Origin of the sequence: Planctopirus hydrillae, from assembly GCF_001707835.1 — a bacterium.
Lineage (GTDB): Bacteria > Planctomycetota > Planctomycetia > Planctomycetales > Planctomycetaceae > Planctopirus > Planctopirus hydrillae.
This window is the reverse complement of sequence record NZ_LYDR01000039.1, coordinates 120,714-145,626: the sequence shown is the minus strand read 5'-3', so window position 1 is coordinate 145,626 and position 24,913 is coordinate 120,714. Positions and strand designations below refer to the sequence as shown.

Here is a 24,913-nt window from a genome sequence, read left to right as displayed (position 1 = left end):
TGGGTAACGATTGAACGAGGTGAATAACCATGCCCGATTCGCCTCTGAACCCCACCCCGGTTTCTGATCCATCAACAGTATCTGTTCATCAAAACTCGTCATCTCTTCTTCCCCAGGAGAAAAGTCTGTGGGAGTTGCTCGCTACCTGGCGAAATGGTGATTTGAGTGATGACGATCTCAAAGCGCAATTGCCACTCCTCGATGCCTGGCGATTAAATACCGGCGGTGAATTGAGGCTCGATCTGGGCCGGTATTCGCGCTGCGGTGTTCCCGAGGTGATCTATGGGCCAGGCAAGCGGCCTGATCAGATCGTTGACGCTTTTGAGCTTCTGGCCAGAGCCCGGCAACCGGCCTTGGCGACTCGATTGACGCCGGATCAGGCCGAAGCGTTGCTGATGGCATTTCCAGCGGCGACTGTCAACAGCCTGGCCCGCACGGTTTCCCTGGGGAGCCTGCCCCGGCATTCTCAGACAGTCTGTGTGGTAACGGCCGGGACAAGTGACCGCCCGGTGGCGGAAGAAGCTGCTGAAACGGCTCGCTGGCTGGGAGCGCCGGTGGAGTTAATCTGCGATGTGGGAGTCGCCGGACCGCAGCGACTGCTCGCGGAATTGCCCCGCTTGCGACAGGCCGCTGTGGTGGTGGTGGTCGCTGGGATGGAAGCCGCTTTGCCTTCGGCCGTAGCAGGCTGGGTGGCGGTCCCTGTGATTGCTGTCCCGACGAGTGTCGGCTATGGCGCCAATTTTGGTGGTCTGGCAGCCGTCCTTTCGATGCTCAACAGTTGTGCTGCCAACGTCACCGTGGTCAATATCGACGCCGGGTTCAAAGGAGGGTACGTGGCCGGCTTGATTGCCCGGCCACACGCATCGATGAAGGCAGGAAACTGATGGATCCCACGTCTGCCGATTCAACCAGTTCACGACTCTCAACCGGTGATTGGCTGATTTGTCTTTTCTGCCAACTGGGTGGAATTTTGATTGGTGCCTCGCGCTGTGCCCTGGGACAATGGAAAAGTGGCCTGTCGATGATCGGCTTAAGCTTGGGAATGGCTCTGGTATGGAATCTCACCTACCTGTTCATGCAGATCCTTCCGGACATGCTCCGGAAGCTGGTGTAGAGAATTTCTATACCGAGCACACCAGTCAGAAGAATTCACAAGGCTCACTTTCTCTCGAATCGAACGCGGGATTGCGGCAACGAGAACACCAGTTTTCGCCAGCGAGACGACCTCGCCGACTTTCGGACTGGATACTGCTGATCCTGGCTATGGGGGCCCTGCTCCTGGCGCCGTGGTTGATTGCCAGCGAAGATCTCGCGCTACAAAATCCCCCACCGCACATGCAGGATCGATTGCTGGTCTGGATTCCTGCAGGGATAAGCCCGTTCGTACCCGATGTCGTGAACACAATCGATGGTCAAACTTACTGGCCATTTCCGCACACCTGCATGTCGAGGCGATTGTTCGATATCGATTGTCCTGGCTGTGGTCTGACTCGCTCGACGATCAAGACCTTGCAGGGCCAGTGGATGGCGGGGTTCAAACGACATCACTGGGGCTGGCTCGCGGCTTTAGTCCTGATCCTGCAGATTCCATATCGAATCCTCTCGCTGAGCGGGAGTTCTTTGGTAAGACAGGCCTGGTTGGAGCAATGGCTCGCAAAGAGTGTCACCTGGGGAATCCCGCTCCTGGCGATGGTCATTACCGGGGAATGGATCCTGCAGAAGACGATCTCTGCATTTCAAACATGAATATACGTTCAGATTCCGGCTTTTGTGTTGGGCATTTTTTTCGGAAAACGACGGCAAACGGATCGTGGAAACGCATTTGTTAAGGTCTTTTCTTACGGGAGACCAGCATTCAGTCACTGGCTGTCGTATCATGCGTGACGGTCGTGCCTTGTCCCTGTGATTTCCTGTGCAGAATGGTCATGGCGATCTGCTCGAAAGTTCTCCCGTTGATCGGGTAGGATCTCGAGGTCGTCGTTGGCTGAGTTGTGATTCCGATAGATTTCAGCGGTTGATATTCGAGGATTCTCATGGTGTTAATGGCCGCTTCAAGCATCGAGCTGGCAAACCAGTTGGGCAACTGGGTGCTGTTTGGCATTGGAACCCTGATTGTGATTGGGGGGCTGCTGGCTTATTCGTATGGCACGAAAGGCGGGATCATTGCCCGTGCCACGACCAAGGAAGCCGTGCGGCAACCCGTCTTCTGGCTTTCGGTCACAGCGACCATTGTGTTTCTATTGATCAACACCTGGCTGCCGTTCTTTTCGCTGGGTGAAGATCTCAAGATGCTCAAGGAATGCGGGCTCACCACCATTCTGATTTGTGGCCTGCTCATTGCGACTTGGACAGCCAGCACTAGTATTGCTGATGAGATTGAAGGCAAGACAGCGATGACGCTGCTTTCCAAGCCGATTACTCGCAGGCAGTTCATCCTCGGCAAATACATCGGTATTCTGCAGACCGTGCTGCTATACATGATTCCGGTGTCGATCGTCTTCGGACTGCTGATTTTCTACAAAGTCGGCTACGATGCCCGTGAATCGAGCAAAGAGATTCCCACAGCACTCCAGCGTCTCCCGGATGTCATTCAGATGTTCCCTGGTCTGGTGCTGACCTTCCTGGAAGTGGCCATTCTCGGGGCAATCAGCGTGGCGATCTCGACCCGGTTGCCTTTTGTAGTCAACATGGCGATCTGCTTCCCGATCTATGTGATCGGGAACCTGACTCCACAGCTCGTGCAGGCCGGAGCGATCAAGTTTGAGTTCGTCGCCTTTATGGCCAAGCTGATTTCGATTGTGCTCCCTGGACTCGAATGGTTCAACATGAGCACGGCGATTTCCACGGGAACGATGGTGCCACCAATTTACCTGGCGACGGCCACGCTCTACGCCCTGTGCTACATTGCTGCCAGTATTCTGCTGGCATTCATTCTGTTTGAAGATCGCGACCTGGCCTGATTTTTGGTTGAGCCTGATTTTTTGTTTAAGCAGAGTCTCTTCGTCAGAGATTGCCTGGAAGTTTCCCCGTGGAGGGAGCTGGATCATGCCACTGTATGTGTATGAAGAAGTGCTGCCGGATGGCTCGGGTGGTGACCGCTTCGAGATTCTCCAGTCAATTTCAGCACCAGCTCTGGAAGTGCATCCCGAGACAGGTCTCCCTGTGCGCCGCTGCCTGACATCGGCTGCCATCTCGCGACCTTGGAGTGCTCAGTCCGATTCGACAAAGCTCTCCGACCGAAATCTCGACAAGATGGGTTTCACCAAATACGTCAAAGGGAAGAACGGCTACGAAAAGACCTGTGGAGATGGCCCGGATATCATTCGCAAGTGATCCTGGCCTGCAGGCCGTCCTGCTCAACTTCCCAACTGTGATTCTTAGTTTTCAACACCCGGGTTCTTCATTTTCAACACCCGAATCGTCATCTGTCTGGTTCTCAGGCAGCGGCGTCGCATAAGCTTTGCGGATGAGTGCCAGCTCCATGCTCCCCACTTTCATCTTCCGTTCAATCTGCCAGCAGTCGGGAAGCGTGTACTCTGCACCTTCTGGCCCGCGCAAGACGACGAGCACATCCTCGGTCGTGATATCAGGTCGAGCCAGTCGCAGAAACATCCGGTAGAGGGGTTCGCCAGGCCGAACATCCTTGAGCATGACGTAGGGAGGGTCAAAAAATACCAGCCCGTAAGGGTACCACGGAGTCCCTTTCGGTTTCAGTGACGACTTGAGCGCACTGACACGCCAGGGGACAGCGATCTCTGTTGCACCGACATGGGCAATGTTTGCCTTCAGGAGTTCGAATGCCCGATGATCCTGCTCGATGAAGACACAGGTTTCCGCACCTCGGCTGAGCGCTTCCAGTCCCAGAGAACCCGTGCCACAGAAGATATCGAGGACACGCTGACCTTTGAAAAATCGTTCAATGTTGTCGAAAAGAATGACCTTGGCACGATCTGTAATGGGTCGCGTTGTGTTTCCCGGATTGGCCTGCAATGTTCGCCGACGAAATCGACCAGAGATAATTCGCATGAATGCCTGAAATTCCTACAGAATCGAATGTGAATCGACGAGCCAGAGAACCTGTGATCAGCCCATGAGTCGCATCACCAAAGATCTTCAACAATACACTGCTCATCTCTCATAATGCCCGCTCAAGAGCCAGGAGTGGTGTTTTTCCAATACTGCTGAATGATTCTTGCCGCCTGGGATGTCCATTCATTGGGCGGTAGAGCGGCCTCGCCTGAGAGTGCAGAAGGAACCAATTGTGGCGAGTCATCACTGGCTGGTGCCGTCGTGACAGAAGAAATCTCTGCATCATCCCGTAAAGAGGAGGGTGACCTGGCTTCGAGACTCTTTCGAACCGCATCAAGAACTTCGACACCAATCTCAGCCGTATCCTGACCCGAAAGATCTTTTCCGGAAAGATCCTGCCCCTGAAGATCATGACCGGGAAGATCAAGACCGTAACGATTCGGCGAGGCTCCGGGTTGGCCCGGCTTTTGTCCGGCTGGTAGAGACAGCCAATCCGTAATGTCAGATTCCGAAGGAGCGGCAGTCGCTGGGGGGCGAGCAAACCCGGTGCGTGCAGCCACAGGATCAGAGGTCGAGGTTCGTGAACCTGTCGACTCAGCACCAGCCAGCTCAAAGATCATGGCGCCAATCCGCAGTCTGTCGCCAGGTTCTAATGTTGTCGGTGCAGAAATAGGAACTTCATTGACAAAAGTACCATTCTGACTTTTGAGGTCTTCGACAATGACGGTCTCAACGCCGGGCCTGAGGATTGTTCCGGGGAGAATTCGACAATGTCTGCGGCTGACCAGTGATGAATTGAGACGGATATCGGCCTTGTCATCACGGCCGACGATCAATTCCCGGGCAGGAAGACTCAATTTGCGGCCGGTCGATGAGCCTGTGCGGATCAGGAAGTCGGCCATCCGTTGGTTCTCTTCAATCAGTGGAAATGGGGAAATCAATCAAGAATATTTGCTGTCTGATCTTGATTGGCAAGGGAGGGTATCAGAGGGATCTGGCGAGCCTTTTCCTGGCGAAAATGGCCTCGCAAGCAGAGCATAACGGAATTTTCGTCGCTCGCACAGAGGATGAAACTGGGGAGTTTCCGGGGTTTGAATTTCGGTTTTCTGCTGTCAAATGGGGGCAGAACGGGCATCAACAGGCCAGAAATCCAGAAAACTCCTGAAAAATAGGGGTTTTTGAGTCGGGGCGTCATTGACATTCAATTTTCACAGCAGTTAGATACCTTTCGTTCGAGGATATGGTTTATCCTCTCATCACAGCCAATTGCTCGCCAAAAATCTGGACTGACCAAACGTCAGTATCAATTGCGGAGTTCGACTGGCATTTTCAGATCTGACTGCCATCAGGAGAATCGAATGACAACCGAAGACAAAAAGCCCCTGTCCAAGACCGATATTTTCGCAGCGATTGCGGAATCGACTTCGCTCTCCAAGAAGGATGTACAGGCTGTCTTCACCGCCCTGAACGATCTCATCAGCAAGCAGGTCGGCAAGAAGGGCCCTGGCGTCTTCGCAGTTCCTGGCCTGCTCAAGATTCAGGTGGTCCGTAAGCCAGCCACCAAGGCCACACAGCGTGCTAACCCCTTCAAGCCTGGCGAAATGATGGTCGTGAAGGCCAAGCCTGCCCGTAACACCGTCAAGATTCGTGCACTCAAGAGCCTGAAGGACATGGTCTAATCGGGATATGGTCTGATTCAGACTCTCCAGGGTCTGACTCTCGCGGGTCGCAAGGCCTAGCCATAAATCGCTATCCATTAACGGATGAGATTCGGAGAGATTGAGACCAGACCAACTTGATGATCTTTGCCGCTGCCGATCGATGGATCGAGCAGCGGCTTGCTTTTGTATTGATTGTACTCTGTTCTTGATGGACTCTATGGGCATGCTCACCTGCTGTGTGCCATGCTTGCCAAGAGCTGTTGTCTATTTCACATAACTTCCACCCTGCGGTAGCCCGGCCAACTCGTGGCCGGGTCGTTGTGGCTTTGCACGACGACAAGAAGCCGCGCCATGCACATGCCCTGCCACCACTGTTGACTTTGTCTTGGGTGGCACGCTTTTGGGTGGCACGACCCTGAAGCCTCCAAAATCAAAACAGTGCGGAAGGGCGTGGTCTTCACGCTTTTCTAATTGATGTTTTCATCCCGTCAGGTAGCAGGGGTCGGATGTCTTCATCCGACACATAGATTCATGACTTTTCATCCTGTTCGTCAAAAACGATCAGAGTCCAAAGACCTAGGGGGCAAACGAAGGCGTTTGACCCCAACCACCCATTCGAGAGGTCGAATCAGGCCTCAGCGGCAGGCAGCGCACCAGCCCCTTCAGGCACTTCGGCTCGTTCGCCATTCCATTCCACAACATCGCCGACCCGCATTTTTCTGCCGCGACGGAGATCGACCTCGCCATTAACGATCACTTCCCCTTCCTGAATCACGAGCTTGGCATGGCCACCTGTCGCGACCCAGCCCTGCTGTTTCAGGAATTGATCCAAGGTGAGAATGGGCATAGGCATGATGATCGATTCTGCTGATCAGAAAAATTGATGACCGAAACAACTGACAATACTTGGCACACGAATTCAAAAGAACCCGAGTGAGCCAACTTGTGTCCAGAGGACGCGCTCAAGAACGGGACGTTCCTGACAGTACCCGTCTGGAAACTCCCTCGCTACAGTAACGGGGCCTTGTTTTTGACGATTGTTGGGCAGGCCGTGGAGATTTCAGACCAGTACCAGCCAGAGGAATGTGCATGCTCTTTGTCCTCGATAACTACGATTCATTCACCTACAACCTGGTCCAGCGGTTTGGCGAAATTGATTCCCGGATTGATCTGCAGGTCGTGCGGAATAATGAGATCACGGTCGCACAGGTGGCTGATCTCAATCCCCGGGCCATTGTCGTTTCGCCAGGCCCCTGCTCGCCGACTGAAGCCGGTATTTCGATGGAACTGATTCGAACCTTAGGGCCGATCATTCCGACTCTGGGCGTGTGCCTGGGACATCAATCGATTGCCCAGGTCTTCGATTCCGAGGTGGTTCGCGCTCCTCGATTGATGCATGGCAAACTTTCGAATGTGCATCACGACGGAGAGGGATTGTTCGCAGGTTTACCCAATCCGATGACCTGCACGCGATACCACAGTCTGATTGTGCCAGAAGCGACTTTGAGTACCGATCTGGAAGTGACTGCCTGGGTCGAAGATGCTGGTCATCCGCGCGAGGTCATGGGGTTAAGGCACAAAACCTACCCGATTCATGGCGTACAGTTTCACCCGGAGAGTTTTCTCACGCAGGGGGGCATCGACCTGCTCAAGAATTTCTTGAAGCTGGCTGGCGTGATTGACGGGTGAATCTCTCGATAGGGCATTACCTGAGCTGGTTGTTACCGGGACTTTCCATTTCCTTGCCAGATGGCCTCGTCGAACGCTTGAGCACATCGCTGAAATCAATGGAAAGTGAGTATCGATCCAGTATGTTTGCTCAGAGCCGCTGTCAACGACACACAACTTGGACAACGTGACGGTCTGCTTGTTGGTTGAAAATTGTGTGGCTGGGGTCAATCGTCCTCGTTTGCCCCCAAGGTCATAGGACTTCAATCGCTTTTTTCAATCACCCCGGTAAAGACCACGCCCTTTCGCAAAGCCTGCAGGGTCGTGCCACCCAAGACAAAGTCAAGAGTGGTGGCAGGTCATACGCATGGCGCGGCTTCTTGTCGTTGTGCAAAGCCACAACGACCCGGCCACAAGTTGGCCGGGCCACCCACCATCACTTTTGTTGGGGTGGGCTATGACACCAAGTTGTCAGTAATGGCAGCCCGGCGCCGCACGCATAGCGCTTCAATCACTGCAGAATGCTGGCAGCTGTATCAAAGTTTGGGCAAGACGGGTTTGGGCGGTGGCGGTGGTGCAGGAGTCTTGGGCTTGGGTTCTGGCGCAAACTTGGGTGCAAGTTTAGGCTGGGCCGGGGGCTGTGGCCTTGCAGAAACGGGAGGTGGTGGAGGAATAAACCGCTCCACCACGCGGATGCCAAAACCATCCTGTAACTCGCGTTGAGCCAGGAGCGCCCAGGGTGTTCCCGGGGCTTCGTCAATGACCATCTGCAGGAGTTTGCTGGCCTGATCGGCCGTCTTTTTGAAGATCGGGGCATATTGCAATTCAGGCTCAGGGCGGAAGATCCAGTGGTTGCTCCTTTTGGCAATGTCTTCATCGCCCATTTTGGTCTTCAGTTGAGCACAGGCCGAATTGTATTCGTAGGCTCTCACCTTCTGTGCCAGTAAACGGCCGTAGCCCAGCATGAAAGCCACACGCCAGCGAGGATGTTTTTCCTGGGCGAGAAACTTGTCAGCCCCCTGTCGCTCCATTCCCTGGGGATAGTTGGCGAGAATCCGCTCAATGGCTGCAGAAGTAATCGCGACCGATTCCTGAGCCCTCGTCAGTTGCTGACGGAAGTTCCCTGGTTGCACGCGAAACTCCATCGGTGGCGTTCCGAGCGAACGAATTTTCGTGGCCTGGCTGAACTCGGCTGCCGTCACCACGCTGGCTCGCAACGGGTTTTTCGAGAGCACTCGCAGCAGGTCTTGAGGTGTGCCGTAGCGATACTCGGGCTCGAAGGGTTTCATCTTCTGACTGTCAAACTCACCTGTGATCGATAAAGACTGAGTAGTGGTCAGATTGGTCATGAAGTAGATCCCACCGGTTTCATGAACCAGCCTGGTGAGTGCATAAGGGCCAAAGCCGCTGCTCAGATAGGTGTACTGCGGCCCGTCGTACCAGAAGGGAAGATCCACCCCTTCGGCAACGACTGTCTCGGGGCCCAGGTCAACTGGCAGTCGATAAGTGTTTCCATCTTCCGGAGCGACATAATCGACGAAGCCCTGCCGGCGCCCGAAAGGTGCGGCCGGGCCGACGACATAGGCTTTCGCTCCAAAGCTCCTGCATCGGTTGATGGCAAGTTCGAGCGGCGGGCCATGATCATCGCCCGCTTCATCGGTAATGACCAGAATCATGAGTCGTCGGTTTTGTGTGTGACGGTAGTCTCCCCACTGTGAAAGAACTTGAGAGACGGCCGTAAATGTATTCTCAACACCACTGGGGTCTGTCGGTGCTTCAGCGATGGCACGCGTCACATCATCGGCATTGTCGGTGGGCTGAGGTGTGATGAAGTTCGTCGAAGCTCCGAAGGTCACGACGCCACTGATCAGTGGTTGTGTCGCCCGGCCAAATTCACCTTTCTCATCAAGTGCATCCAGCTCGCTGTAGATGCGTTTCAAGCGACTGGCAATCTGTTGTCTCTGCTTGACGATACTGGCTGAAGCATCAAGCACCCAGACGACGAGGACTTTCTTCTCTTTGAGATTTTGAGCGATCTCCCAGGTGATCCGATCGAGTGCGGCATTCAACTGAACCATGGCCTGGCCGGTTGTTCCCGGTACGACGATTGTGTCACTCAGTTCAACACCTTCGGGAATATCAATAATCGGTGGAGCCGGTGGTGCGAGTTCAAACCGCTGGCGGAATTCGGCAGGGACGGCCAGCTCGGGGCGATCAGCAATGGCTTTTCCGACAGCCGTACTGTTCATGGCCATGACTTGAGGCAACTCACGATCATCCGGGTTGGCCAGCTCGAAGACAGGTGTCTCTTCCAGCACGATGGGGGGTTCGACCTCGGCAGAAAACCGGGTTTCAATCGAACTGTAGATCATTTCGAATGGTGAAATGATCTCGAGCCGAAACAACGTCATGAGCAGCCAGGCATGAAAAGCCACACTCAGAACAAAGCCCGCCGCATGACTGGGGCGGATTCCCAGCCACGAGAGGGATTCGTTGCCAGTCGGCGTGGAACTTTGAGCTGGCGAAGAGGCAACCGCGACCAACTTTTCGTTGGGCGCAGAAGATACGGCATGATCCGTCGCAGGAAACGTAGTGTGGAGAGTAGTCATCTCGCCTCCCGACCTCAATCGACCAGCAGCATCTGGGCAGATAATCCAGCCATAGCTTTCAATTCAGTATGCCATCAATCTGACTGCGGCACCATTTTTTAATCGGCAACTTGTGAAGTATTTCTTCCACGGAAAACGGGATTGAAGATGAGGGTTTTACCCCTTCTCCCGTTCCGACGGGAGAAGGTCGGGATGAGGGCAATTCGAACGTATTTGGGCATCTATTCACAACCAGCTCTATCGCGAGCTGTTTTTCATCTTCACTCTCTGACAGTCAATCAGCACCCCTTCGGATACCTCACCGACCGATACACATCGAACGGGAAGACCCTCACCCGGCACTTCGTGCCACCCTCTCCCACGCAGACGCGGGCGAGGGCTTTACCCCTTCTCCCGTTCCGACGGGAGAAGGCCGGGATGAGGGCAATTCGAACGTATTTGAGCCTTCAAGACTCCAGCGACGACATGGTGTGATGTTGGATGCTCAACCTCACTCAGGCAAGCGATCGTCCACGCTACGTCACGAAACATGAATTCACCATGAAGGTCACGAAGAGCACGAAGGTTGGGCAAGAGAATCAGGGAAATGGTCTTTGTGGGCTGGGGTTCAACGACGAGATTCATTGTCGAGTCAAAAGCAGGAGAGCCACTGCTGGCAATCCAGCAGTGGCTCTCAGAGGAGTGTCTGGTTGGCTAACTCCTGATCGGAAGCAGGAGTTGGCAATCAAAAATCGCCACCGCCACCAAAGTCACCACCGCCGAAATCTCCACCGCTGAAGCCGCTGGAATCACCAAAGTCGCCACCGGAGCCCCAGTCGTTGCGATTCGGGTCATCCATGCCGCTGGCGGCATCATTACCAAACGCACTGCCGTGGCTATGGTTGTTGAAGAATGTGTCATACAGATAGTGGCCAGCCATGGCACCGAACAGGCCTGTGAGCAATGAACCACCAAAGCCCATGCCACCGCCTCCACCCATCCCGGCACCAGCGCCGGCTCCGGCTCCACCACCGAAGAGAGCCCGCAGCAGTGACATGCCAATCATGACGATCAGCACCACGGCTCCGATGCCAAGCACCCATCCCCAGCCACCAAGATCACCTTCACCGGCTGGCTTTGCTGGTAAAGTATTGGCGGGAGCAGCAGCAGGAGCTTTGCCTTGCACTGGTGCTGCCGATGGAGAACGAAGTGAGCTGAACTCTTTCTCGATGAGATCGACGGTGGCGAGCAGGCCATCGTCATAATCTTTCGCTCGAAAACCATTGAGCAAAGTTTCCGCCACGGCATTCCGCTGGTTGGTCGTAAACCCTGCATTCCTTAAACGACGATCAGCAGCCACTTCCAGATGAGCCGGATCCTTCACCACGAGGATGAACAGTCCTTTCGCCCGAGCCAGTTGGCCACGATCTTTGGTGAAATCAACAAACACCCCCTGCTTGGGCTGACCGCTGGCGAGTTGACCTTTCCACGGTTCGGGGAGTGTGGCGACCGTTTGTAACTGAACTTCGTGCCCCGTCTTCGCTTCGAGAGCCTTGAGCCGACTGAGGGCGGTCTCTTTCGCAGCAGGGGAAAAGAAACTCGCTTCATCCTGTATCGACGTCTCGGCCCGGGCAGAGTTTGAAAAGCCCGTGAGGGAAATCAACCCCACGAGCAAGGGGGTGAAGAACAGTGAGCGATGGATTCTGCGCATGGCTCTCGAATTCACTTCCTGAGATTTAGAGATTTTGGGCATAAGACGGACTCCCTTGCGGTGAAGCTGCCACGTTGTGTCGTTCAATGAACTGATTGGCAAACAATTCAGTCCCGATCATCACAAATGCGGTGAGTTGAACCATTGGAATTCGCTGTGTGTGTCAGTTGTCAGTAACGGAGAATCGAGCGTGGAAGATCAAAAGGCTGGCAGAAAGCGCTTTGACGGTCTATAAAATGTGATCATTTGTGCGGTATTATTCATCTGGAAATGTTATGTTTTCGCGGTGGATTGTCGAAATCACGACGATCCAGGGGATGGGCAACGATCAGGAGAGAGTGATTCGGGATGACAGATGCTGCCCTTGTCGACGCCCTGCAACTGATGCTGATTCCCAAAATCGGCCCGGCCACATACGAGCGGCTCATTCAACATCTGGGGAGTCCGACGGCTGTGCTCGAAGCCAGTGCCGCTGTGCTGGAACAGGCGGGATTGTCGCCCAGTCTGGCCAGCAGAGTCTCTTTAGGGCGTGATCGGGCCGAAGCACGACAGACACTTCAGCAATGTGAAGCGCTGAACATTCAAGCCACTTGTCTCGACCGGGACGACTATCCGGCCCGCCTGCAGGAAATTGATCGACCGCCCCCGGTCCTCTTCATTCAAGGAACCGTGACTGCCGCAGACCAGTTGTCTGTCGCGATTGTCGGATCCCGCAGCCCGAGTGTGTATGGCGAGCAGATGGCAAAGAACTTTGCCGGCGGATTGGCTCGCGCAGGGGTCACTATTGTCAGCGGGCTGGCGCGTGGAGTGGATGGTTTGGCCCATCGGGCCGCCTTAGAGGCTGGTGGTCGAACTCTCGCTGTTCTGGGAGGGGGGATCAATCAACTTTACCCGCGAGAACATATCGAACTGGCCCGGAAAGTTGTCGAACAGGGAGCTTTGATCAGCGAATATGCTCCTGATGTCCCGGCGATTGCACCGCAGTTTCCTCAAAGAAATCGCATTATCAGTGGTCTCTCACTGGCCACGCTGGTGATTGAAGCCTCTGAAAAAAGTGGCTCACTCCATACCGCCCGTCACGCCATGGAGCAGCACCGCGATGTACTGGCAGTTCCAGGACGAGTCGATTCCGATGCTTCAAAAGGTTGCCTCAAGCTGATTCGAGATGGTGCCATCCTCGTGCGACATGTCGAAGATGTGCTGGAAGCCTTGGGACACCTTTCGGCTCCGGTGCAAAAGCCGGGAGGGCAGGTCGTACAGCAGCCTCGGGAACTGTTGCTGAATGATCAGGAGCAGAAACTGCTGCAACTGGTCGGGATTGAAGCCACGCCTGTCGATACGGTGCTGACACAGTGCGGTCTGGAGTATTCGCGCGCTTTGTCGACATTGACCGTGTTGGAGATCAAAAAGCTGGTGCGACGCTTGCCCGGGAATTTTGTCGTGCGGGTCAGTTGAGCCCGGTCTCGTTTGGTGAGCCAGGTTTCGTAGGGTCAAACTGAAGACGTTGGCTCAACAGGATTCTGCTCAGGGCCAGCAGTCTGCTCAGGGCCAGCAGTCTGCTCGGGGCCAGCAGTCTGCTCGGGGCCAGCGGTTTCTTCAGGGCCAGCAGTCCGGGCAGAGTCTGGTGCCAGGCCCAGCCAGGGTCGATCCACCAGTTGCAGGAGTGGAGGCAAGAGGAGCAGATTCACCAGTAACCCACCTGCAATGGCAGTGCTGACGAGAACTCCAAAGGTGATCAAGGGGACAAAGTGGCTGGTTGTCAGCACTAAAAATCCGAGGATTAAAGCCACGTTCGAATAGATGAGGGGCTTGCGGACTTCGGTCTGCACTTCTCCTAAGGCCCCTTGAAAATTGAGACCAGACCGTCTGGCCCGCAGGTAGGCCGACATATAGAAAATGCTGTCGTGAATGGTGAGCCCCATCGTATCGCTGGAAATCATGGCAGTACCAATATTGACGCGTAGACCGAGCCAGCCCATGGTTCCCAGGAGGAGCATGATGGGGAGCACATTGGGCACGAGGGAAACAAAACCCATGACAATCGAGCGATAGGCAATCGACATAATGGCAATCAGGCCGAATGCACCCACCATGAGATCTGTGCGCTGATCCTGCAGCAGGCTGTCGATCAGATAATTCAGGAGAACAAAAAGTCCGGTCACTTTGGCCTCAGGGAACTGTTCTCTGGCCAGTGTCTCGACGCGATCAATCAGTGCCTGTTTTTCCCGGGCTGATTGTCTCTCCAACCCGCGGAGCATGATGCGCATCCGGCCCTGTTCGGCATTGTAAAGACTGGGAACAAATTCAGGCTGGAGAGAGTTCAGCCAGCGTGATTGAGCTTGTGCATCAGGGATTAAAAACGGGAGCAAAGGGACAAGATCGAGCCCATCGGTCATCGCAACGACTTTGGTAAGACCTTGACCTTCGGCTGTGCCAATCAAGCCGCGCAGATTTTCGGCCAACAGCCGGACTTTATCGAGATGTTCGTCGGTCAGTCGATGAGGAGCTGGGAAATTGACTTCCCAAAGGCCCGCTCCTCCCAGGCGGGTCTCGAGAAAATCGAGCGACTTCACCACGGGACTGGATGAGCGGAAGTTTTTGGTGAAATCGGTTTCCACCTGCAACTGCATCAGACCCGCCATGCCATAGATCACAGCCGCCAGAGTGACGATCCCCATCCAGACGCGGTGCACCAGCACGAACTGGGTGAGTCGAGCCAGCCACTGACTGACCTGTTGATCGCCGCGAGGCTTTTGAGCACCGGCTCGATCCGGGCCCAGTAACATCCCGCCAGGAAGGACGAGCGTCATGGCCACCAGCACCAGCAATGACCCGAGAACCATGGTAATACCAAACGACTGCACGGGATGCAGATGACTCGAAAGTTGAGCCGCAAAGCCGGCTGCCGTGGTGAGGCAGACGAAAACTATATCAATGCCAATCACCTGCAGCATGCGGCGGAAGGCGGTTTCGCGATCCAGCGACTGTCGCAATTCGTGGTAATAGAGAGACATATAAACGACAGTGGAGACACCAATGATCGTCAGCAGTGAACCGAGGACAGAACTGACCATGGTGAGTTCGAGATGGGAGGCCCACAGGCCCGCTTTCGTCCATAGAATCGTCATCTGCACAATGACAAACGGGAGAATGACCGAACGAAGATCGCGTAGAAAAAAGAGCACCACACCGATCAATAGAGCCGAAGCGGCCCAGCCCATGAACTCGCCATCTTCCTGGGCATAGCGAAACATATCGTGAACGAGAATCGGCTCGCCAATCACGAACGTGGGGAAGGACTGCTTCTCGGCCAGAGCCCGTAGTTTGGCAATCGTCTGACCACGCGAAATGGGTTGACCATCGGAATCAACGGCCCGTTCACTTTCTTGAAGCCGGATGGCGATACAGGTTGTCTGATTGTCACTTCCCAGAAGGACACCCCGCGAAAAATCGAGCAACTCCTCTCGGCGTGAACGAAAAGCGGGGTGACGGGTCATGCGCAGATAAGTGGCCAGGCACTGCACGCTGGTAGGGATCACACCAGGCACGGCACTCACTTCGTCCGCCAGTTGTGAAAGACGGTTCTCACCAGCTTCTTCAAAGAGTTCGGGATCGTGATAAGCAATGAAGATAAACTCGTCGCCACCAAACCACTTTTTGCTTTCGAGGTAATCCCTGAGATGAGGATTGCCCGGCGCGTACATCGATTCGATCGACTCGTCAAACTTCAACTGGCCGGCAGGCCAGATGGAAATAGCCGTCAGCAGGCAGGCCAGTAATAGCCACCAGACGCGGTATTTGATCAATCCGTCAATGACCCAGTCGCGCCAGGGATTAGGCAGAATCACCGGTCCAGGATTCGAATGATGATTGGCTGGCGAAAAGCCCAGTGGTGAAGCCTGACTTGAAAGGGGTGTCTCAGCAGACCCCTGATGGGTCGTCTGTGATGGATCTGGTGATTGTCCGGATGAATCGCTGTCGGACACCGAAATCGACTCCCTCGTGGCAAAGCTGTCAGAACCTCCGTGAAGCTGACACTCAACAGCGGACATCATGACTTGACGCGTGGAAATTGTCGCCTGAAACAATGCCGATTCTTAACAAATCCTCTTGAGATGCCGGATATTCTGCTGATCGGTCTCCTTTTACGATTCAGGACGAACCTGAGCCCATGACCCACCAGAGTCTGTTGTTCGAATCGACATCATCGTTAATGCCGGGCGATCACTGAGGATCGCATGATTGCCCAAGCTTAAGGCCGGGCGATACCATTTCGAGAGATTCCTAGAGAGTTTCCATCGAGTCATTTCTCGAAAAGAGAGGTTGCCAGGTGGTCACCTCGTGACAATTCAGCGATCCAGAAAGTTCAGCATGCAGGATATTGATCGACCTTCGGCCGCCAGTTCGAAGCTCACTGTAGTGCCAGTCAAGCTGGGGGCACGCAGCTATCAGGTGCGGATTGGTGCGGGGCTGTCGAAGCAAGTGGCCATTGAGTTGGGCAATCCTGGATCGGCACTGGTGGTTTCCGATACGAATGTGGCTCCATTGGCTGGTGAGAAACTCGCTCGACAACTGGCCGAGGCTGGCTGGAATGCCCGGCTGGCTGTGCAACCAGCGGGTGAGACAGCCAAGTCTTTGCGTGAAATCGAAAAGCTCTATGATCAGTTGATCGCCATGCAGGCGGATCGATCGACTCACGTGATTGCCGTCGGTGGTGGTGTGGTGGGTGATGCAGCGGGCTTTGCGGCTGCGACTTATGCCCGTGGGCTTCCTTTCATTCAGGTACCGACCACACTCTTGGCGGCTGTTGATAGCTCAGTGGGTGGCAAGGTGGGTGTGAATCTGCCAGCCGCCAAGAACATTGTGGGGGCTTTTCATCAGCCGAAAACCGTCTTCATCGACACCGATCTGCTGGCAACCCTGCCGCCGCGAGAGTTTGCCGCCGGTATGGCTGAAGTCGTGAAGTACGGCATGATTCTCGACGAAAGTTTCTTTGATTGGCTCGAAGCCGAAGAGGCGAGGATTCAATCTCATGACCCCACTTGTCTGGCCCGGATTATTCAGCGCAGCTGTGAACTGAAGGCCCAGGTCGTGGAAGCGGATGAATTTGAAACGACGGGTCTTCGAGCCGTGTTGAATTTTGGTCATACGTTCGGACACGCTTACGAAGCACTCGCGAAGTACGGCACACTGCTGCATGGCGAAGCGGTTTCGATCGGCATGATCGATGCCGCCACGCTCGCCTGTCAGTTGGGACGAATTCCGGAAGACGTCGTTGCGCGACTGACGAAACTGCTGCAATCGTTTCAACTCCCGGTCTCACTACCATCTGAAACAAAACTCGACCCTCAACAGATCATTGCCACGATGCGGCTGGATAAGAAATCGGTCGGCGGCAAGCTGAGGTTGATTCTGCCCACGAAAATTGGCCATGTGGAAAGCGTGCGCGATGTTTCGGAAGCACTGGTTCTCAAGATCGTGGCCCGTCATGGCTGATCGTCAGGCCGGATCGACAAGATCGATCGGAAAGGCCACCCTGATTTTCAAAGGTCAGGGCTGAGGGCTTTTCGATCGATGCGAATCTCATGGATGCGTTTCACGATGAATTCGTGGCCTGCCCTGATGCAAAGGATGTGATCATACATCCTCTATTATATTTATCATTTCAATAAGTAAAATTAAGTTCACATCATTTTCTCACAAAACAACCTCTCAGCCCGGTGGATTTGAAAGTCACGCGTGAGGTGGGAATTCTTCTTCGAGTCCCTTGGAAACTCGACTCTCGGAACCCTGATTTGCTTAGAGTCTTTCTTCGTCCCGTTCGCATGTAGATGAACATAAAGTTCTATTGATATGCATGTTCGGCGATTTTTATTGCCAACGAGAACCATTCGCTGAAAGAGATGTCTGTCAGCCATGTAATGCAAAGACAGAGCACTCCTGGCCATTCCTCGCGATTGACTTGAACAATCGAGACATGGCTATTCGTTTCGTAAAGCGAATCAATACCTAAACGTGTATTGCTTTACAGATTTTGTGCTCTCGTCGGTAATTTCTTGAGACAGGGCGTCATGATGAGTTCTCGTTTACCATCCAGCACGAGGTTGGATTGCTTTGATCGAACCCTTATGAGCAGATGGACTTACGGCTCTCTCGCAGGCCTGCTGGTGTGCGGATTGCTGCCCTTGCTCTCGGGTTGCAAAGAACCCGTGGCTGCTGCTCCTCCACCAATTCCCCAGGTGATTGTGGCCAGCCCTCTCATTGAGCCCGTGGTGGAATGGGACGAGTATGTTGGTCGGTTTGAAGCGGTCGAGTTCGTCGAAGTTCGTGCCCGCGTCAGTGGCTACCTTTCGGAAACCCATTTTCAGGAAGGTCAGATTGTTCATCAAGGAGATCTGCTGGCCACCATCGATCAAAGACCTTTTATTGCCGAACTGAACAATACGGAAGCAGCTGTCAAAGTGGCTGAAGCAGCCATCGCGCAGACAGAAGCGGCCTATGCTCAAGCGAAAGCCGAGGCCACTTCCGCCAGTGCGAGATACGATCTGGCCAGACGCACTGTCGAGCGCTGGCGTTCTCTCGTAGCGAGGCAAGCAGCTCAGCAGGAAGATCTTGACACACGGGAAGCCGAACTGGCTCAGGCAAAAGCGAACGTGGAAGCGGCCGATGCTCGAGTTGCTTCGGCCGAGGCCGAAAAGATATCGGCTTTAGCCAACGTGGAGACTTCAAAATCTCTCAGGGAAATCGCCCGCTTAAATCTTTATTACACAGAGATTACAGCACCCATCACGGGTCGTATCAGTCGTCGAGATGTGACCGAAGGCAACTTGATCAGTGGTGGAACTTCGCAATCCACTTTGCTGACAACGATTGTCTCGCTGAATCCAATCCATGTGGTCTTTGATGCGGATGAAGCTGCGTTCTTGCGATACCGCCAGTTGGCAATGAAGGGAACACCACATTCCTCGGTGGATGTGCGAAACCCGGTCTTCGTGGCGTTAGGTGACGAGCATGGTCAGTTCCCACATCAAGGTCAGACTGACTTTATCGACAACCGCCTCGATCAGGAAACGGGAACGATTCGCACACGGGCTATCTTGCCGAACGAAGATTTCTCGTTCACGCCCGGTCTCTTTGCACGAGTTCGTGTGCCGGGGAGTTCGCAGTATCACGCGGTTTTAGTTCCTGATCAGGCCATTGGAACAGATCAGGCAGAAAAGTTTGTGTTGAAGGTTAATGAAAAAAACGAAGTCGTTCGTCAGTCGGTGACATTGGGGCCAATCATTGATCGCCTGCGGGTGATTCGCACCGGCCTGGATGGCAGTGAGAAGATTATTCTCAAAGGGATTCAGCGAGTCCGGCCTGGTGCTGTGGTCACCACGGAAGTCTCAAAAATTGAGGCCGTTGATGACGGTCTGCCAGACCGCTTCGAGCCTGTTCCTCAGGAGAATTGGATCAAGGTTCCCAGTAAGAAACCACTCACTTCCTGGAATCCTTTGCGACTCCCCGGTGAGCATCCTCAGCAAGTCTTCAGCGGGCGGTCTGAGCCATTCCGTTTGATCTCTTCCAGCAGCGATGAGGTGGTCGAATGAGACTGGCCCACTTTTTCATTGATCGCCCGATCTTTGCCACAGTGATCTCTGTGGTCATCATGATTCTGGGTGGTATCTCTTATTTGAACCTCCCCGCAGCGCAATACCCCGATGTGGTGCCGCCTACGATTGTGGTGAGAGCTTCGTATCCCGGGGCCTCTCCCGAGGTGATTGCTGAAACCGTCGCGACGCCAATCGAACAGGAAGTCAATGGCGTAGAAGACATGCTTTACATGTCGTCTCAATGTACGACAGACGGGGCGATGTCGCTGACGATCACGTTCAAGCTGGGAACAGATCTCGATAAAGCTCAGGTGCTGGTTCAAAACCGGGTGGCAGTGGCTTTGCCTCGGCTGCCTGAAGATGTCAGCCGCCTGGGTGTAACAACGGTGAAGACCTCTCCCGACATTTTGATGGTGATTCACTTCACCTCACCAGATAACTCGTTCGACCAGTTGTATGTGGGAAACTACGCCCTGATCCGGATTCGCGATGCGATTGCCCGTGTTGATGGCGTGGGGGATGTGAACCTGTTCGGTCTTCGCGAATACAGCATGCGCGTCTGGCTGGATCCCGAAAAGCTATCGCATCTGGCTTTAACTTCTGGCGATGTCATTACAGCCATGCGAGGGCAGAATATTCAGGTCGCGTCGGGTGTCATCGGGCAGCCTCCCACGCCGGGCGGCGCCGATTTCCAACTCCCCGTCAACACACTGGGCCGACTGGCGGAACCGGCTCAGTTCGAAAACATTATCATTCGTACCGGTGAGGATGGCCGCGTCGTCCGTGTGAAAGATATTGCCCGTATTGAGCTGGGTGCCCGCGACTATGCCGTCAACAGCTATCTCGATAACAAGCCAGCGGTAGCGACAGTCATTGCCCTCCGACCTGGCGCGAATGCCCTGGCCACTGCACAGGCCGTTCAGGCGACCGTCAAAACGCTCTCGGAAGACTTCCAGAAAGGCTTCGAGTATCGGATTGTCTATAATCCGACAGTGTTTGTCGAAGAGTCGATTGAGGCTGTGCTGCACACGCTTTACGAAGCCATCATTCTGGTGGTGATCGTAATTCTGGTTTTCCTGCAGAACTGGCGAGCCACATTAATTCCGCTGGCAGCAATTCCGGTTTCTCTGGTGGGCACGTTTGCCGCCATGTCGGCCTTTGGCTTTTCCCTCAATATGCTTTCGCTGTTCGGCCTGGTGCTGGCCATTGGCATTGTCGTCGATGATGCCATTGTGGTGGTCGAGAATGTCGAGCGGCACATGGCCATGGGGCTGTCGCCCCGCGAAGCTTCCTATAAGGCAATGGATGAAGTCACAGCGGCTGTCATTGCGATTGCGGTGGGTCTGTCGGCAGTGTTCGTACCTACCGCGTTTATCTCAGGAATTACCGGCCAGTTTTATCGTCAGTTTGCTTTGACGATTGCTGTTTCGACACTGCTGTCTGCTTTCAATTCGTTGACGTTAAGCCCAGCATTGTGTGCCATTCTGCTGCGACCACACAATGCCCCCAAAGACTGGTTTACACGCCTGTGGGATTTCTTCCTCGGCTGGTTCTTCAGCCTGTTTAATCGGGTTTTTGATGCGATGACCGCGATTTATGGCAGATCGGTCAGCATCATGGTGAGGTATGCATTTTTCCCACTGGCGGTTTATGTCGGGCTGGTCGCTGTCACGATTTACGGCTTTCGTGAAGTACCGACCGGTTTCATTCCCGCGCAGGATCGTGGTTACCTGATTACCGTTGTGCAACTCCCGGATGGAGCCTCACTGGAGCGAACAGATGCTGTAGTGAAACAGGCCACAGAAATTGCCCTCAAACATCACGCAGTGGAACATGCGGTTGCCTTCGTGGGCTTCTCAGGTGCCACTCGGGCGAACAGTCCCAATGCCGGCGCGATCTTCCTAGTGCCACGTCCATTCAAAGAGCGGCATCACGATGACCCGAATGCCAATCAGTTGCTGGCGGAAATTCAGGCCGAGTTCTCCAAGATTCCGGATGCGATGATTTTCGTGGTACCACCACCGCCCGTACAGGGATTGGGAACCTCGGGTGGTTACAAGTTTCTGGTGCAGGATCGTGGTGGTCACGGAGCGAAAGCTTTGCAGGAAGCCACCGATGAGCTGATTGCGGCCACACGCGCAGAACCCTCTCTGGCGGGAGTGTTCACCACCTATCGCGCCGGGACTCCACAGCTCTTTGCCGATGTCGATCGTGTCAAAGCGAGCATGCTCAATGTGCCGATTTCGAATATTTTTGAAGCGTTGCAAGTGAATCTGGGTTCATCGTATGTCAACGACTTCAACCTGTTTGGTCGAACATTTCAGGTGCGTGCTCAGGCCGACGGGAGCTATCGCCTGAATCCTGATGACATACTGCGGTTGAAGACACGGAATACGAAAGGCGCGATGGTGCCACTGGCATCGGTCATGCATGTGGATTGGAGAAGTGGCCCTGATCGCGTGGTGCGGTACAACATGTACCCTGCGGCCGAAGTTCAGGGCGATACAATGCCAGGCCATAGTTCCGGGGAATCGATTGCCGCCATTGAACGATTGGCAAAAAAGACACTGCCCGATGGGATGTCGATTGAATGGACAGAACTGGCCTACCAGGAAAAGATGGCTGGGAATACAGCATTGTATATCTTCCCGCTGTGTGTGTTGTTCGTGTTTCTGGTTCACTCGGCGGAATACGAAAGCTGGTCGCTCCCGCTGGCAATTATTCTCATCGCCCCGGTGTGCCTGCCGTTTGCTCTGGGCGGAGTCTGGCTGCGCGGGATGGATAATAACATCATCACGCAGATTGGTTTTGTTGTACTGATTGGTCTGGCGGCGAAGAATGCCGTGCTGATTGTCGAGTTCGCCAAGCAGCTCGAAGAGGAGGGCCGAGACCGGTTTGAAGCCGCTATCGAGGCGTGCCGACTGCGACTTCGTCCGATTATGATGACTTCGTTCGCGTTTATTCTGGGTGTCCTGCCATTAGCGCGTGCTCATGGTGCCGGTGCGGAATTGCGTCAAGTCCTGGGAACGGCTGTCTTCGCCGGGATGCTGGGGGTGACGATTTTCGGATTGTTCCTCACTCCAGCGTTCTATGTTGTCTTGCGAGGTTTGACAGATCGATTCTGGGGACCGCAGTTCGTTCATCATCAACCGACAGATCAGAGCTCTCACTCACCTTCCGGTTCAGAACCGAGAGCTGTCGCTCAAGCCTCCAGCGATGGTCATACTGCGGCAAAGCATTGAACCACGCGACGCCTCAGAGTGAATCCTTTTCTGACCGGTGCTGTTCGACAAGCGGCCTGCCAATCGATGATAGATTCAAGAACGTCATTGATGTGGTCTTTTTGACTAGTTAAACTAGTCAAAACCGAGGCATATTTCGATCGAGATTCAAACTCTCGTTGTCGAGACAACACGTTTTAAGCCACTTTGTTTGCACCAGCGAAGGCCTCATCAAAGGAACTGTTATGCCAAGTGTTTGGAGTATTGCTGATGCGAAAAGCAAGCTGAGTGATGTTCTCAACCAGGCAGAACGGGAAGCTCAGTTCATTAATCGTCGAAACCGGCAGTATGTTGTACTTGACGGCGATGAGTATCGACGACTGATTGGAAATCAACTCAGTCTTAAAGAGTTGATTCTTGAGGGGCCAAATCTGGAGGGGATTGATTTCAGTCGCGATCAATCAGGAAGCCGGGAAGTAAAGCTGTGAGAATGTTGATCGACACCTGCGTGCTCTCAGAAATTCAGCGCAAACAAGGCTCAGAACAGGTGCGCAGCCGAGTCGAAGCGATTCCGGCTGACCATCTTTTCCTGAGTGTGCTGACACTTGGCGAGTTGCGAAAAGGGATTGACAAACTGAAAGCCGGCGCCAGGAAAAGATCGCTTGAAGCATGGCTTGATCAACTCGTCAACTCTGCCCAGGGGCACATACTCCCTGTCGACCATGAAACGGCTCTCATCTGGGGAGAAGTCACCGCCCGAACTGAAAAACTCGGTCGGCCAATTCCTGCCATCGACGGGCTGATTGCCGCAACGGCGTTACAGCATGGGCTTCATCTGATGACGAGAAACGTATCTGACTTCGAAGCCACAGGAGTGCTTCTCGTGAACCCTTGGGAATAACGGCCACCATTGGCAGTCGATTCCCTGTTGGCGACGATGCTGAAACTCCTCCGTTTGCCTGTAAAAGCACATGACCCTCTCCCCTGACTGTAAAAAGGAGAGAAGGCCATGTGGTTATAAACATGTTTTCCCGAGGTTGTGCTTAATCAGCAAGTGGCTTGATCGAGAGGTTGCGGAACTCGACGGCATCGCCATGGCCGGCAAAGCCAAAGTGTCCTTTCACCAGATCTTTACCAGGATGTGGTGAATCGGCCATGTATTCTGTGACCTTCGAAAGGTCGGTATCCAGAATGACTGTGCCGTTGAGTTCGACAATAATCCGGCTGCCATTGATGGTGACTTCCTGGAAGTTCCATTCCCCTGTGGGTCGCAAGTAGCCACGCTTTGCAGCCGCCATGCCATAAGCCGAGCCATGGTATTGACGCACATCAAGCTTGGCATACTGAGGAGCATCGTTGTCGAGAACCTGGAGCTCTGTCATGCCTGAATAGGCTGGATTTCCTTTGCCGGGATAGCGTATGGCGAGGCCATTATTGCCACCGGGTGGCAGGCGGAATTCGAGCCGGGCGACGAAGTTAGCGTATTCTTTTTCGGTGTAAAGGTTACCCCCTTTGCCCTTCTGGCAACGAATGGCACCATTGACGACTTCATACTGATCAGCCGCACCAGCCCAGCCCGCCAGTGATTGGCCATCGAAAATCGATTCAAAGCCACTCTCTGACTTGCTGGCCAGAATTTTATTGGCTTCTTCGCTGCCGATTTCTCTGACGAAGATATTCCGCCAACTGATCTCACCGCCGTGAGTTTGCAGTTGAATGTAACCATTCTTTCGAAGAGGAGCCGATTTATCCCAGTAGTTGTCCATGATGGCGTGATCGACCACGAGCTGATCGTTGAGATAAATCGTGGTGCGGGCACCCACTTGAATGATGCGGAAGCGATTCCATTCTCCAAAGGGTTTGTCAGCTTTGGCCAGCGGATCTTTACCAGGATGGTTGGGAAGATTGTTCCATAGACCACCAGAGCCTTTATCGGCACCAATCGAAAACTTGGCCGTCTCAGTGCTGTCCCAGATCTGAACCTGAGGCGTGGTCCGGAGGTAAATGCCGCTGTCGGCCTTGGGAACCGTCTTGTAATCGATCAGTAGTTCGACATCACCAAAGGTCTTGTCGGTTGTGAGATAAAGTCCATGACCATCGTTGATCAGAATGCCATCTTTGACGGACCAGTGGCGGGCAATATCTTCGAGGCTTTTGGCTTTCATGGCCGCAAACTCGGCTTCGCTCATGGCGTCAAGTTTACGAGGATCAAATGTCCCTAAACCCCACCAGCCAGTGAGATCTTTTCCGTTGAAGAGGGCCGTAAAACCGGGAGGTGGATTGTTATCTTCCTGAGCCTGTGCAGGAGCGACGACAAAGAGCGAAAGCAGGCAGCCTGCGATGGAAAGCACAAGATACTCGGGAGAAAAGCGGGCAAGACGTGGTAAAGCATGCAGCATAGGTGTGTTCCTCGGCAGAGATCTGGCGGGTCATTCTGGCG

General features: G+C 54.1%; 20 protein-coding genes. 13 read left to right on the top strand and 7 right to left on the bottom strand.

Annotation, left to right across the window (positions count from 1 at the left end; all coding sequences use genetic code 11):
- The first annotated feature begins 29 nt into the window (after nucleotides 1-29).
- The 5 genes from larB to A6X21_RS03725 all read left to right on the top strand — a co-directional run bounded on the left by larB (nucleotide 30) and on the right by A6X21_RS03725 (nucleotide 3,333).
- The gene (gene larB, locus A6X21_RS03750) at nucleotides 30-884 is read left to right on the top strand and encodes a nickel pincer cofactor biosynthesis protein LarB (protein WP_068846163.1); all 855 of its coding nucleotides are present in this window, start codon (nucleotides 30-32) and stop codon (nucleotides 882-884) included.
- The gene (locus A6X21_RS24535; RefSeq protein ID WP_068846162.1) at nucleotides 884-1,114 is read left to right on the top strand and encodes a hypothetical protein; all 231 of its coding nucleotides are present in this window, start codon (nucleotides 884-886) and stop codon (nucleotides 1,112-1,114) included. Before larB ends, A6X21_RS24535 begins: the two co-directional genes overlap by 1 nt.
- Entirely contained in the window at nucleotides 1,054-1,746 is a 693-nt protein-coding gene (locus tag A6X21_RS23600) for a DUF2752 domain-containing protein (RefSeq protein ID WP_165603673.1), read from the top strand. Before A6X21_RS24535 ends, A6X21_RS23600 begins: the two co-directional genes overlap by 61 nt.
- Nucleotides 1,747-2,033: 287 nt before the next feature.
- On the top strand, nucleotides 2,034-2,960 hold the full coding sequence (locus A6X21_RS03730; RefSeq protein WP_083233381.1) for an ABC transporter permease subunit: 927 nt from the start codon (nucleotides 2,034-2,036) through the stop codon (nucleotides 2,958-2,960).
- Between the two features lie 85 nt (nucleotides 2,961-3,045).
- Nucleotides 3,046-3,333, top strand: coding sequence for an FmdB family zinc ribbon protein (locus A6X21_RS03725; RefSeq protein WP_068846159.1), 288 nt, complete (start codon nucleotides 3,046-3,048; stop codon nucleotides 3,331-3,333).
- A gap of 51 nt (nucleotides 3,334-3,384) precedes the next feature.
- On the opposite strand, the gene A6X21_RS03720 is transcribed toward A6X21_RS03725, so the two are convergent.
- Nucleotides 3,385-4,026, bottom strand: coding sequence for an RsmD family RNA methyltransferase (locus A6X21_RS03720; protein ID WP_068846158.1), 642 nt, complete (start codon nucleotides 4,024-4,026; stop codon nucleotides 3,385-3,387).
- A gap of 122 nt (nucleotides 4,027-4,148) precedes the next feature.
- Complete coding sequence (locus tag A6X21_RS03715; protein ID WP_131818179.1) at nucleotides 4,149-4,931, bottom strand: FHA domain-containing protein; 783 nt, start codon at nucleotides 4,929-4,931, stop codon at nucleotides 4,149-4,151.
- A gap of 456 nt (nucleotides 4,932-5,387) precedes the next feature.
- On the opposite strand from A6X21_RS03715, the gene A6X21_RS03705 reads away from it, so the two are divergent.
- Entirely contained in the window at nucleotides 5,388-5,708 is a 321-nt protein-coding gene (locus A6X21_RS03705) for an HU family DNA-binding protein (RefSeq protein WP_013108338.1), read from the top strand.
- A gap of 610 nt (nucleotides 5,709-6,318) precedes the next feature.
- On the opposite strand, the gene A6X21_RS03700 is transcribed toward A6X21_RS03705, so the two are convergent.
- Complete coding sequence (locus A6X21_RS03700; protein WP_068846155.1) at nucleotides 6,319-6,543, bottom strand: RNA-binding S4 domain-containing protein; 225 nt, start codon at nucleotides 6,541-6,543, stop codon at nucleotides 6,319-6,321.
- A 236-nt stretch (nucleotides 6,544-6,779) separates the two neighbouring features.
- Here A6X21_RS03700 and A6X21_RS03695 point away from each other — a divergent pair, with 236 nt between their 5' ends.
- Nucleotides 6,780-7,379, top strand: a complete 600-nt coding sequence (locus tag A6X21_RS03695) for an anthranilate synthase component II (RefSeq protein ID WP_068846154.1) — start codon at nucleotides 6,780-6,782, stop codon at nucleotides 7,377-7,379.
- Between the two features lie 515 nt (nucleotides 7,380-7,894).
- On the opposite strand, the gene A6X21_RS25310 is transcribed toward A6X21_RS03695, so the two are convergent.
- Both A6X21_RS25310 and A6X21_RS03680 read right to left on the bottom strand, forming a co-directional pair.
- Entirely contained in the window at nucleotides 7,895-9,967 is a 2,073-nt protein-coding gene (locus tag A6X21_RS25310; RefSeq protein WP_068846153.1) for a vWA domain-containing protein, read from the bottom strand.
- 724 nt (nucleotides 9,968-10,691) lie between these two features.
- Nucleotides 10,692-11,699, bottom strand: coding sequence for a TPM domain-containing protein (locus A6X21_RS03680; protein ID WP_083233380.1), 1,008 nt, complete (start codon nucleotides 11,697-11,699; stop codon nucleotides 10,692-10,694).
- Between the two features lie 306 nt (nucleotides 11,700-12,005).
- Here A6X21_RS03680 and dprA point away from each other — a divergent pair, with 306 nt between their 5' ends.
- The gene (gene dprA, locus A6X21_RS03675) at nucleotides 12,006-13,112 is read left to right on the top strand and encodes a DNA-processing protein DprA (RefSeq protein WP_068846150.1); all 1,107 of its coding nucleotides are present in this window, start codon (nucleotides 12,006-12,008) and stop codon (nucleotides 13,110-13,112) included.
- A 35-nt stretch (nucleotides 13,113-13,147) separates the two neighbouring features.
- On the opposite strand, the gene A6X21_RS03670 is transcribed toward dprA, so the two are convergent.
- Nucleotides 13,148-15,643 (bottom strand): efflux RND transporter permease subunit, encoded by a 2,496-nt coding sequence (locus A6X21_RS03670; RefSeq protein WP_083233419.1) that lies wholly within the window; start codon nucleotides 15,641-15,643, stop codon nucleotides 13,148-13,150.
- A 385-nt stretch (nucleotides 15,644-16,028) separates the two neighbouring features.
- Between A6X21_RS03670 and aroB the strand changes: the two genes are divergently transcribed.
- The 5 genes from aroB to A6X21_RS03640 all read left to right on the top strand — a co-directional run bounded on the left by aroB (nucleotide 16,029) and on the right by A6X21_RS03640 (nucleotide 23,374).
- Complete coding sequence (aroB, locus tag A6X21_RS03665) at nucleotides 16,029-17,153, top strand: 3-dehydroquinate synthase (protein WP_068846578.1); 1,125 nt, start codon at nucleotides 16,029-16,031, stop codon at nucleotides 17,151-17,153.
- A 632-nt stretch (nucleotides 17,154-17,785) separates the two neighbouring features.
- On the top strand, nucleotides 17,786-19,249 hold the full coding sequence (locus tag A6X21_RS03655) for an efflux RND transporter periplasmic adaptor subunit (protein ID WP_068846148.1): 1,464 nt from the start codon (nucleotides 17,786-17,788) through the stop codon (nucleotides 19,247-19,249).
- Nucleotides 19,246-22,494 (top strand): efflux RND transporter permease subunit, encoded by a 3,249-nt coding sequence (locus A6X21_RS03650; RefSeq protein ID WP_068846147.1) that lies wholly within the window; start codon nucleotides 19,246-19,248, stop codon nucleotides 22,492-22,494. Before A6X21_RS03655 ends, A6X21_RS03650 begins: the two co-directional genes overlap by 4 nt.
- Nucleotides 22,495-22,718: 224 nt before the next feature.
- A complete protein-coding gene (locus A6X21_RS03645) occupies nucleotides 22,719-22,961 on the top strand; it encodes a type II toxin-antitoxin system prevent-host-death family antitoxin (protein ID WP_068846146.1) in 243 nt (80 codons plus the stop codon).
- A 2-nt stretch (nucleotides 22,962-22,963) separates the two neighbouring features.
- The gene (locus tag A6X21_RS03640) at nucleotides 22,964-23,374 is read left to right on the top strand and encodes a type II toxin-antitoxin system VapC family toxin (protein ID WP_068846145.1); all 411 of its coding nucleotides are present in this window, start codon (nucleotides 22,964-22,966) and stop codon (nucleotides 23,372-23,374) included.
- Nucleotides 23,375-23,516: 142 nt separating this feature from the next.
- On the opposite strand, the gene A6X21_RS03635 is transcribed toward A6X21_RS03640, so the two are convergent.
- Nucleotides 23,517-24,872, bottom strand: coding sequence for a 3-keto-disaccharide hydrolase (locus tag A6X21_RS03635; protein ID WP_068846144.1), 1,356 nt, complete (start codon nucleotides 24,870-24,872; stop codon nucleotides 23,517-23,519).
- Between the last annotated feature and the right edge of the window lie 41 nt (nucleotides 24,873-24,913).

Excerpts from the sequence above, each read along its gene's own strand:
- larB (WP_068846163.1), top strand. The coding sequence starts at position 30 with ATGCCCGATTCGCCTCTGAACCCCACCCCGGTTTCTGATCCATCAACA.
- A6X21_RS24535 (WP_068846162.1), top strand. The coding sequence starts at position 884 with ATGGATCCCACGTCTGCCGATTCAACCAGTTCACGACTCTCAACCGGT.
- A6X21_RS23600 (WP_165603673.1), top strand. The coding sequence starts at position 1,054 with ATGGAATCTCACCTACCTGTTCATGCAGATCCTTCCGGACATGCTCCG.
- A6X21_RS03730 (WP_083233381.1), top strand. The coding sequence starts at position 2,034 with ATGGTGTTAATGGCCGCTTCAAGCATCGAGCTGGCAAACCAGTTGGGC.
- A6X21_RS03725 (WP_068846159.1), top strand. The coding sequence starts at position 3,046 with ATGCCACTGTATGTGTATGAAGAAGTGCTGCCGGATGGCTCGGGTGGT.
- A6X21_RS03720 (WP_068846158.1), bottom strand. The coding sequence starts at position 4,026 with ATGCGAATTATCTCTGGTCGATTTCGTCGGCGAACATTGCAGGCCAAT.
- A6X21_RS03715 (WP_131818179.1), bottom strand. The coding sequence starts at position 4,931 with ATGGCCGACTTCCTGATCCGCACAGGCTCATCGACCGGCCGCAAATTG.
- A6X21_RS03705 (WP_013108338.1), top strand. The coding sequence starts at position 5,388 with ATGACAACCGAAGACAAAAAGCCCCTGTCCAAGACCGATATTTTCGCA.
- A6X21_RS03700 (WP_068846155.1), bottom strand. The coding sequence starts at position 6,543 with ATGCCTATGCCCATTCTCACCTTGGATCAATTCCTGAAACAGCAGGGC.
- A6X21_RS03695 (WP_068846154.1), top strand. The coding sequence starts at position 6,780 with ATGCTCTTTGTCCTCGATAACTACGATTCATTCACCTACAACCTGGTC.
- A6X21_RS25310 (WP_068846153.1), bottom strand. The coding sequence starts at position 9,967 with ATGACTACTCTCCACACTACGTTTCCTGCGACGGATCATGCCGTATCT.
- A6X21_RS03680 (WP_083233380.1), bottom strand. The coding sequence starts at position 11,699 with ATGCCCAAAATCTCTAAATCTCAGGAAGTGAATTCGAGAGCCATGCGC.
- dprA (WP_068846150.1), top strand. The coding sequence starts at position 12,006 with ATGACAGATGCTGCCCTTGTCGACGCCCTGCAACTGATGCTGATTCCC.
- aroB (WP_068846578.1), top strand. The coding sequence starts at position 16,029 with ATGCAGGATATTGATCGACCTTCGGCCGCCAGTTCGAAGCTCACTGTA.
- A6X21_RS03655 (WP_068846148.1), top strand. The coding sequence starts at position 17,786 with ATGAGCAGATGGACTTACGGCTCTCTCGCAGGCCTGCTGGTGTGCGGA.
- A6X21_RS03650 (WP_068846147.1), top strand. The coding sequence starts at position 19,246 with ATGAGACTGGCCCACTTTTTCATTGATCGCCCGATCTTTGCCACAGTG.
- A6X21_RS03645 (WP_068846146.1), top strand. The coding sequence starts at position 22,719 with ATGCCAAGTGTTTGGAGTATTGCTGATGCGAAAAGCAAGCTGAGTGAT.
- A6X21_RS03640 (WP_068846145.1), top strand. The coding sequence starts at position 22,964 with ATGTTGATCGACACCTGCGTGCTCTCAGAAATTCAGCGCAAACAAGGC.
- A6X21_RS03635 (WP_068846144.1), bottom strand. The coding sequence starts at position 24,872 with ATGCTGCATGCTTTACCACGTCTTGCCCGCTTTTCTCCCGAGTATCTT.